Raw genomic sequence first — 15,113 nt, 5'->3', positions numbered from 1 at the left:
TTGAACCTTGAACCTTGAACCTTAAACTTTGAACCTTAAACCTTGAACCTTAAACCTTGAACCTTAAACCTTAAACCTTGAACCTTGAACTCCAAATCCCAAACCTTCCCCTATTCCGGTAACTTAATTTCATAAACCTTCCCTGAGCGGTTGGGCAATTCAGTCCCCCGGATCCAGGGGTTGAGGAGACGAAGCTGTTTGTAGTTGATCCCTTGCTGAAGGGCAAAAGCCGGCAGGTCGGTAATGGTAGAATCGACCACGATGGTGCTGTATTTTAGCGGTTCATACAGGTCCTCTTCCCGGAAATAAAAGCCGCTGCCCTGTGGATTGCTGAAAATGGTCTTAACGGCCAGGATACGGAACATATATCGTGCGGTTTCCTCGTTGAGATAAAGGTCGTAATAATCATTCACCTTCTGGCTTTCGATCTGTCGGTTCACGCCTGCATTTCCCATATTATATGCTGCAGCGGCCAGGGTCCAGCTTCCAAAACGCTCGCGGGCATCCAGCAGGTATTTGCATGCGGCTGCGGTAGCCTTCTCTAAGTGATAGCGCTCGTCGATCTGGGTATTGACCTCCAGTCCCAATTCCCTTCCGGTGTGCTGCAGCAATTGCCAATATCCTGCAGCCCCTGCAGGCGAAACCACGTTCATCAGTCCGCTTTCAATAATGGCAAGGTATTTAAAGTCGTCGGGGACGCCATGTGCGGCCAGGATGGGTTCCATCACGGGGAACCAACGGTTGGCGCGTTTGAAATACAACATGGTATTGCTTTGCCAGTAAGTATTTACCAGCAGCTCGCGGTCGTAGCGCTCGCGCAGGTCCCATTCATCCATAGGTACAGGCTCACCGGCAAAGTTTAGCGAATCGGGCAGGGGAAGGGCATAGATGCCATAGTGGTTACGAAAAGATTCACGGAAATAGTTTTCCTCTGTATCGGCTTCAGTCCAGAAAACAAATAAAATAACGGCAGCGACAGCAAAAACCAAAAAGGCCAGGGGAAGTAGAAAACGTTTTAACATAGAGGTACAAAGATTAACAAGTTTGAGAAGGGCAAATTACCGGAAAATTTTTCTCATCGTATTCATCAAAAGGTCGGGAAAACGCCCGATAAGCTAATTTTTACTCATTCTAAATACTAACGAAAGTAAATGAAAAATATTTGCAAAGCCTTATCAAATCTGGTTTACAATAGGTTGTTCAATTTTTCACAAATATACTGAATAAAGAGGAAAGGCTGTGAATCAGAGAACAAAATTCATGTCAACGATATCAAATCATATATTAACGACAAAAAAAGACTGACGAGCGTTATGAATCCCTTGCCAATCGCTATTTCCCATTGAAAAAATTTGGCCGTTACTTAAATTTTGTAGTTTTGTAAACGGTTAAAAACAAACACATTTAAAGGAGACAAAGTATATGAACATTGCCGAATTAAAGGAAGGCCGCAAGATCCTCAAGAAAGTGGATTACCAGTATAAAGCCCTGGAACGCGGTTACACCGACAAGATTCTGTACATCAACGTTGGCACAAAGGAAATACGTGAAAAGGACGTACCGCCCGTGATGAAGGAAAAGTTTATCGGGGGCAAAGGCTATGGCCTGCGCCTTTTGTGGGATGCCACCAAGCCCGACACCCGCTGGAATGACCCCGAAAACGAGATCATTATCTCATCGGGCCCTGTGGGAGGCATTACCCAGTATTCAGGTTCCGGAAAATCCCTACTGGTTAGCATCTCGCCCCAGACCGACTCGATCATGGACTCCAATGTAGGCGGTTTCTTTGGCCCTTTCCTGAAATTTTCGGGTTATGATGCCCTTGAACTGCAGGGCAAAGCCGATAAGGACGTGATCATATACATCGATGGCGTAAACCACACCATCGAGATCTTTGAAGATCCCGGTTTGAGCAAAGATTCACATATCCTGGCAGAAGAACTTACCGAGATGTTTGCCCAGGATGAAAAAGATTACCGGAACATTGGCATCGTTTCCTCGGGTGCTGCTGCCGACCACTCGCTGATTGGCATGCTTAACTTCACCTTTTACGATGTGAAACGCAAGAAGATCCGCCTGAAGCAAGCTGGCAGGGGCGGGCTGGGTACCGTTTTCCGCGACAAGAATATTAAGGCCATCGTATCACGCATCACTGGCGTATCGGGCGACCTGAATCATGTGGCCGACCTGGAAACCATCAAGGAGCGCGGCCGCCGCTTTAACCGTGAGATGCGCGAACTGGACGACCAACAGTGCCAGATGCGCAAAAAAGGAACTGCCAACATCGTCAACGTAATGCAGGACTACGACCTGCTGCCCACGCATAACTTCAAATACGGCAGCCTGCCCGAAGGCGAAAAAATCCATAGCAACATTTTCCGCGACAAATACTTCACCCAGAATATGCCCGACGGCTGCTGGATAGGATGCAATATGTCGTGTGCCAAGGCAGTGGATGACTTCGTGCTGAAGACCGGCCCTTACAAAGGGGATAAAGTGATTGTAGATGGCCCGGAATATGAGAACGCAGCCGGTCTGGGTTCCAACATGGGTGTGTTTGAGCCCGAAGCCATCATTGAAGCAAATTTCTATTGCGACACTTACGGCATCTGCACCATCACCTGGGGTACGCTGATGGCTTTCGTCATGGAATGCTATGAGAACGGTATCCTGAACAAGGAACGCACCGGTGGCCTGGAGCTGAACTTTGGTGACTGGGAAAACTCCATGGAAGTGATGCACCAGCTTGCCCGCGGTGAGGGTTTTGGCCTGATAGCCGGCATGGGTGTACGTAAGATGAAGGAGCTATTCATCGAGAAAGGCTGGGGCGACCCCAAGTTCCTGCAGGACATCGGCATGGAAAACAAAGGTCTGGAATACAGCCAGTATGTCTCCAAGGAGTCGCTGGCCCAGCAGGGCGGTTATGCCATGACCAACAAGGGCCCGCAGCACGATGAGGCCTGGCTGATCTTTATGGATATGGTGAACAACCAGATCCCAAGCTTCGACGACAAAGCAGAAGCCCTGCACTATTTCCCCATGTTCCGCACCTGGTTCGGCCTGATGGGCCTCTGCAAGCTCTGCTGGAACGACGTGGTGCCCGAAGGCAACGCTGAGGCAGAAGAACCTCATAAGATCCCCGAGCACGTAGATAACTATGTGGCTATTTACACTGCAGTGACCGGAAAGCCCTTCGATAAGGATGAGATGATCCGCATGAGCGAACGGGTTTACAACTTCCAGCGTGTCTTCAACCTCAGGCGTGGTTACGGGCAGCGCAAGCACGATGCCCAGCCATACCGTGCCGCAGGCCCCGTGACTGTGGAAGAGTATGAATCACGTGCCGAACGCTATGACAAACAACTGAAAGAAATCGTCGGTTACGAAACCGAAGGCAAGACCACCCAGGAGAAAATGGCCGCTTTGCGCAAGCACCGCGAAGCACAGTACGAGAAACTTCTGGATGCCGTTTACGAACGCCGTGGCTGGACCCGGAATGGGATCCCCACCCTTGAACACCTCAAGGACCTGGGAATGGATTTACCCGAAGTCGTAGAGGTTGTAAAACCCTATCTCGCATAAACCCTTTACGGGTATCGATAAAGAAAAACCGCAAGGGTCATCCGCTGCGGTTTTTTTTATAAGGCTTTCAGCTCTTGCTGAAGTTTTTTTGGAAGGCCTGCCACCACCTGTTCGTACGAATGGTCAATCCATTTGAACAGCAATTGATCGGAAACGGATCCATCGAGGATCACCATATTCCAGTACTTCTTGTTAAAATGGTATGCGGGCTGAACGGCAGGATAGCGTTCGCGCAGCTCAATGGCCAGTTCCGGATCGCACTTTAAGCTGATGCTGGGAAAAGTATCCACATCCGTTAAGGCAAACATCTTTCCCATGACCTTAAAAACCAGGGTCTCCTGGTCGAAAGGAAACCCTTCGGTCACTCCTTTTTTGGCCAGGCAATAATCGCGGAAAGTCTCAACGTCCATTTATTCCTCAGTGCGTTGCAGAATAACTGCCGTCCGGTTCCCGTAAGGGAGAGCTTCTTCCTGTTCCTTGAGTTTCTTCCAGGCCCGGGCGATGATGACCTCGTCAATGTCGTCCTTTTTGCAGGGCACTTCCACGATGTACTCGTCCTCGGCATACGTGGCAATGTTGCACTTCACGATCGCTTTTCCCATTATGTGTTATTATTTGAGTTCTTTTCCCAATCCCTTACGGGCAAAATCATTGGACATTCAACCTTCACAATATTACGAAAAAATCGGGAAAGCCCATTCAACCCCACGACAACTATTATAAAAAGGCCAATTATCAGAGCCCTTGCAACCATTCAACCATTCAACCATTCAACCATTCAACTTTTCAACTTCTCAACTTTTCAACTTCTCAACTAAAGATCCCTCATCTTCAAATTTGCTCATCACCCCATCCCTGTTTCCTCTTTTTTTCGTATCTTTGCATAACATTCTCAGGGGCTGACATGGATTTGACAGCAGGTCGAGTGGGAATGTAAGCATGCCGAGCGCTGTGAACGCGGCTCGTAAATCCCGATTCTCAAGCCTGTAAACGGCAACGATTACAACTACGCTTTGGCTGCTTAATAATAGTTATTAAGTGCCATTTGCTTCCCGGGAAGCCACGCCCGGCCGCGTCCCCAAGGAAGCATCATCAAAAGCCGGGATAAGCCATGTAAAGCCCTGGTGCATGGACGAAAAATTTAAGGGCTCAGGCAATGGATAGGGCCGCCTTTCCCCAGTCCAAAGCTGAAACCCCAATGAAAGGATAAGCATGTAGAAAGCATTTTTGCTGCCTGTTTGGACGAGGGTTCAATTCCCTCCAGCTCCACGAAATAAAGGCTGCCTCTTTCCAGGGGGCAGCCTTTTTTTGCTGGGACTTCAAAACCAATTTCCTTTTTATTGTCGATTGCAACTTAGCATGACCCTCGTACCAGGGAGGTACCATCCTCGGGGTTTATACGGTTTAAACCGTATAAACCCCGAATTAACTCCGTATTTACCTATACCCTGGTTCAATTTTACATTGAAACCACCCTTGCCGGCTTCCCTATGAAATCAGCCTGCTGGAGATCCTGAAACTTTAATGTGGTTGGCCGGTCAAACAGAACTCTTTAAATGAAGGGGTAAGGTTGTTTTTAAGGGATTTCCCTAAACAATCGGAATAAATGCACCTGTATTGAATAAAAGCCTATTCATTTGTATGCATATTTCAATTTCTTGTCGACATTTTTACCTGTTTGATTTTGAGAAAAATGGGCAATACGTGTTTTGTCGGCAAAATTATTTCATTTTATGTTTTAGGGGTATTGATTTTTTAGTAATTCTTAATACGCTGTTTTCCTTTACTTTACATAATAACGACTAATCAAAACCCCTAGGCTTTGGAGTGTTTTATTAGTAATTTCCCTTAGATAAAAATATGGGTTTATCCTAATTGTTCGCCCTTAGCAGGGGGCGTAATTTTAACTTGTAAAATCAACCATGAAGATTTTTCGAACGCTCTTACCTTTTCATTAATTCATTAAACCCTCCCCAAAATGAAGAAAATTTTACGCAACTATGTTGGCGTGTTACTCTCTTGTCTGCTTTTCTTAAGTACTGGCCTGATGGCCCAGACTTTTGAAGAGCCTCACGCCGGACAGAGCCTTTCGACCAGCGGCCTGGTGTCTTCCAGCCCTGAAGGCCTGTACCGTTCATCCCTTACCAATCTTACGGGTACTAATTCTGAGCTTCAGTCGCTGATGAAAAATGCAGAAACTGTGGTTTATGAACCGTCGGGACTATGCGATGAGAATGTTCCCTTTATCGTTGTTGATTTGTCCGATCAACCCGATGGATCTTATTACCTTACCGACGATTTTCGCAGTGGTCTGTGCTGTGGCATTGAAGGTGGCGGAAACCGCTGCTTTGAAGTGCTGCTGATCCTTTCCGACCAGACCGCGGCAGTGAGCATTGACCTTGCCGGTGCAACAGCCACCGGGGCAGCCGACTGGTGGCTCACCCCGCTGCCACTTGCCGATGGCACCTGTGCCAACCCTTCCTATAAAATAGGCGATCAGGTTTGTGTTTCCGAAGGCGGCATATATGCCCTTACCTTTTGCAAGCCCGGCCAGAACACCTATGAGCTGGTCATCAATGCCTACTCCAAGCCTACCATTCCTGATTTTGAAGTTCGCCAGGATTGCAGCACCCAGCTTGAAGTTTTTGGCTTCCAGGAATCTTCGGTTACCTGGAGCGGCGATTTTGTCAGCAGCCTCGACTTCTCAACCGGCCTTGACAGCCCCACCTTTACCTGGAGCGAAGGCATGCCCCTTTATCCTGGCTACGTTGAATTCAACGTATGCGGAAACGTAACCGCAGCAGAATCCTGCATTGGTTTTGGCGGTGAATACTGCGAAACCACCCGGGTATATGTTTATCCTGAAATGCTGATTGAAGTAAGCCCTGTAAGCCCCTTGTTTTGCGAGGGTTCAGGCGTTGAATTAACAGCTAACGTTAGTGGTGGCAAACCTCCTTATACCCTTCAGTGGATCAACCCCCTGGGTGAGGTTGCCGGAACCGGCGAATCGGTGTTTGCCGATATTGCAGGCCAGTGGTCATTTATTGTAGCTGATGCCCTGACCACCGATGGATGTCCTCCTGCAGAAACCCTGGTTATGGTTGAGGAGGTTTCCCTGAGCCTTTCAGGCCTTGTTGAAAATGTGGCTTGTTTTGGCGGAAACGACGGAAGCATCCTGGCTGAAGTCAGCGGAGGCTACGCACCTTACCAGTATGCCTGGAGTCACGACATGGCTCTTTCAGGACCTGAAGCCACGAACCTGATGGCCGGGGAATATACCCTGACAGTAACTGATGTCAATGGTTGCAGCGCAGAATATACCTTTATGGTTGAAGAACCCGAAGCTGCCCTTGAAGCCCTGATCAACCAGGTTCAGGACGAAAGCTGCTACGGCGCAGGTGATGGTGCTGCAGGCATCAACGTATTGGGTGGCACGCCTCCTTATACCTTAATTATTACCGATGGGAACGGTCAGCCCGTAATGCTGGACGGCACCCCTGAGAAAATGGTGAGCGCCACTTCCCGCATTCGCAACAACGAAGCCAGCCGCAACAGGAACTCCCTGTCGATGGAAGAGCTTCTTTTGAAGGCAATGGCCGTTACCGGCGATTATACGGCAAGTAACCTGGTTCCCGGCACCTATCTGGTAAGCCTTACCGATGCCAATGGCTGTGAATTTGAGGTCAGCTTTACCATTGAAGCCGGCCCCATGATGGAAGCAGAAATTGTTGCTGATGGCGACCTTGAATTCTGCGAAGGCAGCTCGGTTGAGCTGACTGCCACTGAAGGTGCCTCCTACCTCTGGAGCACTGGCGCTACTGCGCAAAGTATCGTGGTAAGCGAAAGCGGCACCTATAATGTTGAGGTGACCTTTGACAATGGGTGCATAGCTAACGCTTCGGTGGAAGTTATCGTTAATGAAGTTCCGGAAGTAAGCCTTTCAGCACTGACTGGCCTTTGCCAGGATGCAGCCCCCGTTTCACTGGGCGGCGGAATGCCCGAAGGCGGCGTTTACAGCGGCACAGGTGTTGTGGATGGAATGTTTGATCCCGCCATTGCTGGGGTAGGTACCTTTGAGATTACCTATACCTATACCGATGAAAATGGTTGCAGCAACTTTGCTACCGCTTCCATTACCGTTTATGAGCAGCCCGAAGTAAGCCTTGCTTCCTTTGAAGCTGTCTGCGAAGATGTTCCCGCATTTGTCCTTAGCGGCGGCATGCCCGAAGGCGGTGTATACAGCGGAACCGGCGTTGCCGATGGGATGTTTGACCCTGCATTAGCCGGCAACGGTACGTTCGAGATCACCTACACTTATACCGATGCCAACGGTTGCAGTAACTATGCCACCGCTTCCATCACCGTGAATGAGCTGCCTGAGGTTACCCTGGCTTCTTTTGAAGCATTATGCGAAGATGTTCCTGCATTTGCACTTGCTGGTGGTATGCCCGAAGGTGGTGTTTACAGTGGAACCGGTGTGGCCGATGGGATGTTTGATCCTGCAGTATCAGGAACCGGTACTTTTGAGATTACTTATACCTATACCGACGAAAACGGGTGCAGCAACTTTGCCACTGCTTTCATTACTGTTAATGAGCTGCCTGAGGTTAGCCTCTCAGCATTCAACAGCCTCTGCCAGAATGCTGCTGCTTTTGCCCTGAGTGGTGGAATGCCCGAAGGCGGCGTTTACAGCGGCACAGGTGTTGTGGATGGAATGTTTGATCCCGCAGTGGCCGGCATTGGCACCTTCGAGATTACCTATACCTATACCGATGAAAATGGTTGCAGCAACTTTGCTACCGCTTCCATTACCGTTTATGAGCAGCCCGAGGTAAGCCTTGCTTCCTTTGAAGCTGTCTGCGAAGATGTTCCCGCATTTGTCCTTACCGGCGGCATGCCCGAAGGCGGTGTTTACAGCGGAACCGGCGTTGCCGATGGGATGTTTGACCCTGCAGTAGCCGGCAACGGTACTTTCGAGATCACCTACACTTATACCGATGCCAACGGTTGCAGCAATTTTGCTACCGCTAACATAACGGTAAACGAACTGCCCGTGGTAACACTGGCACCCTTTGAGGATGTTTGCGAGCACGGTCCTGCTTTTGAACTGACTGGCGGCATGCCCGAAGGCGGTGTTTACAGTGGCCCCGGCGTTGAAAACGGAATGTTTGACCCCACAGCAGTGGGTGCAGGCACCTGGGAAATCACCTATACCTATACCGACGAGAATGGTTGCAGCAACTTTGCTACCGCTACCATTTACGTGAAAACGATGTATGCCTTCTACGAAGTGGTCAATGCAAGCTGCTTTGGTGCAGAAGACGGAGCCATTTACCTTGAGGTTCACAATGGCAATGGCACTTATACCTTCCTGTGGAGCAACGGCGCCACTACCCAGAACCTGGAGAACATCCCCGCCGGCGAATACAGCGTGGAGATCAGCGATGGCATCAACTGCATGCTTTATGTAAGCGGTATTGTGGTAGAACAGCCCACCGAGATCATCATCGAAGGCGTGGTCAACCAAATTTCTGCTTATGGTGAAACCGATGGTTCCATTTCAACCAGCGTAAGCGGTGGAAACCCACCCTATACCTATGCCTGGAGTAATGGTGAAACCACTCCTGACCTTACTGACCTGGGCCCCGGCACCTACGTATTGACGGTTACCGATGCTGACAATTGCCAGGCTGTGGCTGAGTTTGTGATTGCAGAGCCCGAAATTCTGGTCGATCTTCAGGTTACCATCGAAGTCAATATTGCAACACCCGATCCGGATGTTGTTGATGAACTGATCTTTGCCGTAGTGGTGACCAACCTGAATCAAAATATTGACGCCACGGGTGTCAGCGTTGAAAACATCCTGCCCGATGTATTCCCCTATATCATTCGTTTGGATGAAGGTACCCATGGCAGTTATGATCCCAACACGGGCATCTGGACCATAGGCACAATTCCTGCCGGCGAATATGCCATGCTGGTATACCGCACAGGTATGCTGCTCAGCGAGGCAATCCCTTCAGCTGTCAATGCAGCCGAAATTATGCCCTTCGATCAGGAAGACCCCAACCTCGATAACAACTACGATGAAGTGGTGGTCACCATTGGTGAATCAACCGGTGGCGACGATGGTGGGATTGAAAGCGATGGCAACATGGCTTCCCAGATCGCCCTGCGCAATCACAAGCGCCTGGTTGAAAGCAGGCACATTGCCCAGGAAAACCGGGTAAAAGAAATGCCGGCCTTCCAGATCAGCGATATGCTCACAGGTGCCATTAACACGGCTACCCTCGACGGAACGCCTTCCACCGGTATCAGCTATTTTATCCCCGAACAAGGACCTGCTGAAACCCACGCCTACATCTCGACCCCTGCCGACCTGCTGGCCATTACCAATGCCAACGAGATCTTTGCCGTTGACTACCTGCAGCAGGACAACAGCCGCAGGGCTGCCATCCTGGCCATTGCCACCGATCCCGGCACCGTGTATGACCATACCAAGGTCATCTGCGACCGTCTGACCGGCGCTTCACTTGAAGAGCTCAGGCATATCCAGATCGCAGGACAACCCTTTATCCTTAGCAAGCTGGTTCACCCCAACGGTTATGTGGACTATGCAGTAAGCTTTATCGCCACCTGGAGAAACAATGGCTTTACCATTGACAACCGCTGGTACAATGGCCTGTACAATCCCAACGGAACCGAGGAAGTATTTAACTTCCAGGTATGGTCGGTGACCCCGCAGTTCACCCGCGAGCTGGTAGAAACCATCCTGGAATCGATGAGCAATACTGGCAGCCTGACCTTCAGGAACGCCATCACCGAGCCCCAGATTCCCCAGGTTTATGTCAGGAACGGCCAATACCGCAATGGTAAGTTAATGCTGAACCTTGTAAACACCAATGGTGCATCGAGCATCACCCTCACCGGCAACAAAGCCGTTGTAGAAAATGGCAACAGGGAAAGCTTCCAGATTGAAGTAAGCATCCCCACTTCGGGTACCTCCAGCGTAGAAATCCCTGTAGGTTACCTGTTTGATGCCGGTTTCTCGATTGCCAACAACAAGGATAACACCCGCGACGTGCTCTATTATGCCGATGGCCCCTGGATGTTTGATTATGATCCGGGCAATTCCGTGGTAACCCATTTCAGTACTGAACCTGAAACAGGCGTCCTTCACGACAGGTCATACAACATTGAGCGTGATGCCACCATCAAGGGTTCTGTCAGGACTTATGCTTCCCTGTTCCGCAGGCTTGGCCCGGGCACCCAGCCCATGGACATGACCCAGTACGATCAGGTGGTCTTCAATGCAAGTGGTGTGGGAACCGTGGAGGTTATGATTGCCAAGGCCAGTATTCATGCCTGGAATGAACAGTACCGCACGGTCATCACCCTCAATCCCGAGGAGCAGCAATACAGGATCAACTTCAGTGACCTGAAAACGGCAGAAGGCCAAAAGGGTTTCACTGCTGATGATATCATCTCAGTGATCTTCAACCCCATTGGCAATGGCAGCCAGGCAAGTCCCTTCGAAGTGAATATCTCAAACCTGCACTTCACCAACCACCTCATTGAGGAGAATGCAGCGGGTATTTTCTACACCAGCTACCCCAACCCCTTCAAGAGCACCACTACCATGGAATTCGTCCTGAAAAACGAAAGCCAGGTAAAGGTTGAGATCATGAACCTTTATGGTCAAACCCTTGAGGTCCTGAAGGATGAAACCATGCCTGCAGGCGCAAACCGGGTCGACTGGACCCCTCAAGCCCTGAAGTCTGGCATCTATATGTTCCGCATTACCATAGGAAATGAAACCTATTCAGGAAAGATGATTTATCAGCCGTAGCAATACAACTGTAAATCGTCATAAGCCATCCCGGGGAGGGGGTGGCTTTTTTTTGTTTCCGAAAGGGAGCGATTAATCGAGGCCGTTCTCAACAGCAAAATTCACAAGGGCAGCAAGGTTTTTGAGTTCCAGTTTTCTCAGGATATTCTTGCGGTGATTGTTTACCGTATGGGTACTTATTCCAAGCAAATCAGCGATTTCACGGGTCCTGAAACCATTGGAAAAGTATTTTACAACCTGCTTTTCCCTGTTGGTGATCCGGTTTACCTGCTTACTGTTAATGTCCCTGAGTTTTTCCTGGGCAAATATTTTCAGGTTTTTTCCATAAGTCAGGTGGTCAGAGAAATTGAGTGTAGCAGCCAATACCTCAAACACGCCTTCCTTGAGGTTATACCGGAATAGCTGGGCAGTGGTATAAAACCAGATGTACTCTCCGGTGGTATTCCTGAACTTATAAAAACCAGTGAAGGTTCCTTTTTTGTTGTCCCTGAAAAAATCACGCATCTCCAGCAGCATATTCTGGTCCTCCGGATGGTAATGCTCAATAAGTTCTTCACCGGCAATTACTTGTTTTGGCTTTAAACCCAATACTTTTGTCAGATTTCCATTCGACCAGACAGCCCGCAGGTTTATCAGGTCGAAAAGCAAAATGCTGGCATTGACTTCCGAGAAGATCTTTTCATAAAAAAGCACCTTCTTTTTAAGATCAAGATTGGTTTTCAAAACACCATCCTTTTCCAATTCAACAGAAAGTGGCACTTGCTTTTTCGTATTTTTCGATTTTTCCATACCCTTTCCTTTTTGTTCTTCATCAATTCATCTGTCATTGGAAGATTCACTGAAACAAAGATAAAAACACTTCAAACATTTCTAACATATCCTGTTATTTTATCTTTTTATGAAAAATTAATGTCAATTTATGTTTTTAATAAAAAGATAAACCAAAGGCTGTTAGTGATTTTACGGATATACGAGGGAACGAAAAACAGGAACGGATGATAACCATTAAGAAATTATTTGCCTCTTATCCAGAGGGTATCACACCTTTCAAGCGGCAATTTAATTTAAATTCCCTTAAAAAAGTTCAAAGAAAAATTCAACAAGGGGCGCAAACCCTTTTTCCAATCCCCTGATGTTATGCTTGAATTCAGTAATTTTGCAACAATCAACTCCTTCGCCTTATGACATCGATCCACAAATACCTTCCTTTTATTTTTCTTCCGATCATGCTATTTGCCATTGCCTGCTCCAATAGCGGCAATCGTCAAGCGGGGAACAATCCGGCTGCTAAAAATAATACGCCATCTGTCCAGGTACCCGTGTTTAACCAGGACTCTGCATATGCTTATGTGGCCAGCCAGGTGGCTTTTGGTCCCAGGGTTCCCAATAGCGAGGCCCATCAGCAAACTGCCCATTGGCTAGCCACTACGCTGGGCCGTTTTGCCGATACCGTCCAGGTGCAGCAGGCGAAGGTCAGGGCTTATGATGGCACGGTGCTTAACATCAGCAACATCGTTGCCTCTTTTAAGCCTGGGGCCAGCAGCCGCATCCTGCTTTGTGCCCACTGGGACAGCCGCCCCTATGCTGACTTCGACCCCGATCCGGCCAACCATTACACGCCTATTCCCGGGGCTAACGACGGGGCAAGTGGTGTGGGTGTGCTGATCGAGATCGCCAGGGTTTTATCGCAGAACGAACCCGGCATTGGGATTGACATTGTTTTGTTCGATGCTGAAGATTACGGTGAGCACGAGCAATCGAATCAGAACGCAGAAGACTCCTGGGGGCTTGGGTCTCAATACTGGTCAAATACCCCCCACCGTCACGACTACAATGCCCGCTTCGGCATACTGCTCGACATGGTGGGTGCTGGTGGTGCACAGTTCAGGCAGGAAGGCTTTTCCATGTTTTATGCGCCGAATATTGTCAGAAAAGTATGGGCCACTGCCCGCAGGATTGGCTATGGGGCCTATTTCGTCGAGCAACAGGGAGGGTATGTGACTGACGACCATTATTATGTGAACAAGATCCGGAACATCCCTACCATAAACATCATCCACCAGGAAGATAATAATCTTCATGGCTTCTTTCCGCAATGGCACACCCTGGAGGACGACATGGACATTATTGACCCCAACACCCTGAAGGCGGTGGGGCAGACTGTACTTGCCGTAATCTTCGAAGAAAAATAAGCCCTGTCTTAAAGGTTATTGGCCAGGTTGGCGAGTTCACTGCGTTCTCCTTTTTCCAACTTGATGTGTGCATAGATGGGATGGTTTTTCACCCTGTCAATCAAGTAGGACAATCCGTTGCTCTGGGCATCCAGATAAGGCGTGTCAATCTGGTACACGTCACCCGTAAAGATCATCTTGGTATTTTCGCCTGCGCGTGTAATAATGGTCTTGATTTCGTGCGGGGTCAGGTTTTGTGCCTCATCAATGATGAAAATGATGTTCGAGAGGCTGCGCCCCCTGATATAGGCCAGCGGGGCCACCACGATCTTTTCGTTTTCCAGGGCTTCGGTGATCGTTTTAAACTCACGGTCCTTTTCCCTGAACTGGGTCTGGATGAATTTCAGGTTATCGTAAAGCGGTTCCATGTAGGGGCTTAGCTTTGAACTGATATCGCCGGGAAGGAAACCAATATCGCGGTTACTGAGGGGTACAATGGGCCTGGCCACAAAAAGCTGATCAAAGTTGCGTCTTTGTTCCAGGGCACCTGCCAGAGCCAGCAAGGTCTTTCCGGTACCTGCAACACCCTGAAGGGTCACCAGTTTCACATCGGGATTCAGGATGGCGTGCAGGGCGAAGACCTGTTCGGCATTTCGCGGGGTGATCTTCTGAACGGTATGCTTTTCGATTCGCCTGACCCGTTTCTCAATGGCATTATAATATGCCAGCACCGAATTCTTGCCGTCCGACAATATATAGTAATGGTTTGGGATAGGATCGGGAAGGCCAATGTCGCTGATCTCACAAAAACCAAAATTGTATAGGTTCTCAATGACATCAGTGGGCACATCGGTTAAATGGGTTTTACCGGTATAGAGTTCTTCGATGTTCTTAATCTTACCGGTTTCAAAGTCCTCTGCCTGGATGTTAAGCGACTTGGCTTTAAGCCTCAGGTTGATATCCTTCGAAACCAGGATAACCTTGCGTTCGGGATATTCACGTACCAGGTTCAGTGCGGCGTTGAGGATGCGATGGTCGGCTTTGTCCTCGCCGAAGATCTGTACGGCATCGATTCCGTTGGGCTGGTTCATAATCACCTTAATACGGCCGCCCTTTGGGTTGCCAACCGGAACCCAGTCCTGCAGTGAGCTGTGCAACGACAGGGCATCGAGGATACGTGTAAACTCCCGTGCCTCGAAGTTTTTGGTGTCATTACCCTTTTTGAACTGGTCGAGCTCTTCCAGCACCGTAATGGGAAGGGCAACATCATTGTCCTCAAAACTAACAATGGCGGCGTGGTTATAAATGATTACCGAGGTGTCCAGAACGAAAATCTTGCTTTTATGGTCGCCTTTGGTTTTCCGGCCAGGCTTGGTAAGGGGTTTTACCCTGGCAGTGGTAGTCTTTTCCATAACAAAAATGAGTAGAACAATACAAACAGGTTTGCGGGCAATAAAGGTATACAAGATTTATTTCCAAAGCAAAATAATATCAGGCTTCCCTTATTTTGA

8 protein-coding genes and 1 other RNA gene are annotated in these 15,113 nt (G+C 48.9%); 4 read left to right on the top strand and 5 right to left on the bottom strand.

What is annotated here, in order from left to right; all coding sequences use genetic code 11:
* Positions 1-110: 110 nt before the first annotated feature.
* Complete coding sequence (locus V2I46_13875; protein ID MEE4178588.1) at positions 111-1,022, bottom strand: lytic transglycosylase domain-containing protein; 912 nt, start codon at positions 1,020-1,022, stop codon at positions 111-113.
* 400 nt (positions 1,023-1,422) lie between these two features.
* On the opposite strand from V2I46_13875, the gene V2I46_13870 reads away from it, so the two are divergent.
* A complete protein-coding gene (locus tag V2I46_13870; GenBank protein ID MEE4178587.1) occupies positions 1,423-3,582 on the top strand; it encodes an aldehyde ferredoxin oxidoreductase C-terminal domain-containing protein in 2,160 nt (719 codons plus the stop codon).
* A gap of 56 nt (positions 3,583-3,638) precedes the next feature.
* Here the strand turns inward: V2I46_13870 and V2I46_13865 are convergent, their stop codons facing one another.
* On the bottom strand, positions 3,639-3,992 hold the full coding sequence (locus V2I46_13865) for an MmcQ/YjbR family DNA-binding protein (protein MEE4178586.1): 354 nt from the start codon (positions 3,990-3,992) through the stop codon (positions 3,639-3,641).
* Positions 3,993-4,184, bottom strand: a complete 192-nt coding sequence (locus V2I46_13860) for a hypothetical protein (GenBank protein ID MEE4178585.1) — start codon at positions 4,182-4,184, stop codon at positions 3,993-3,995.
* 293 nt (positions 4,185-4,477) lie between these two features.
* Between V2I46_13860 and ssrA the strand changes: the two genes are divergently transcribed.
* Positions 4,478-4,854: a transfer-messenger RNA gene (gene ssrA / locus V2I46_13855) on the top strand.
* Between the two features lie 706 nt (positions 4,855-5,560).
* Positions 5,561-11,431, top strand: coding sequence for a T9SS type A sorting domain-containing protein (locus V2I46_13850; GenBank protein ID MEE4178584.1), 5,871 nt, complete (start codon positions 5,561-5,563; stop codon positions 11,429-11,431).
* Between the two features lie 72 nt (positions 11,432-11,503).
* On the opposite strand, the gene V2I46_13845 is transcribed toward V2I46_13850, so the two are convergent.
* Positions 11,504-12,220, bottom strand: a complete 717-nt coding sequence (locus tag V2I46_13845) for a LuxR C-terminal-related transcriptional regulator (GenBank protein MEE4178583.1) — start codon at positions 12,218-12,220, stop codon at positions 11,504-11,506.
* Positions 12,221-12,612: 392 nt separating this feature from the next.
* On the opposite strand from V2I46_13845, the gene V2I46_13840 reads away from it, so the two are divergent.
* Positions 12,613-13,623, top strand: coding sequence for a M28 family peptidase (locus V2I46_13840; GenBank protein ID MEE4178582.1), 1,011 nt, complete (start codon positions 12,613-12,615; stop codon positions 13,621-13,623).
* 8 nt (positions 13,624-13,631) lie between these two features.
* Here V2I46_13840 and V2I46_13835 read toward each other — a convergent pair whose 3' ends face one another.
* Entirely contained in the window at positions 13,632-15,014 is a 1,383-nt protein-coding gene (locus V2I46_13835; protein ID MEE4178581.1) for a PhoH family protein, read from the bottom strand.
* Positions 15,015-15,113: the final 99 nt, after the last annotated feature.

Origin of the sequence: Bacteroides sp. (genome assembly GCA_036351255.1) — a bacterium.
Taxonomy (GTDB): domain Bacteria; phylum Bacteroidota; class Bacteroidia; order Bacteroidales; family UBA7960; genus UBA7960.
This window is presented reverse-complemented; position numbering and strand designations above follow the sequence as displayed.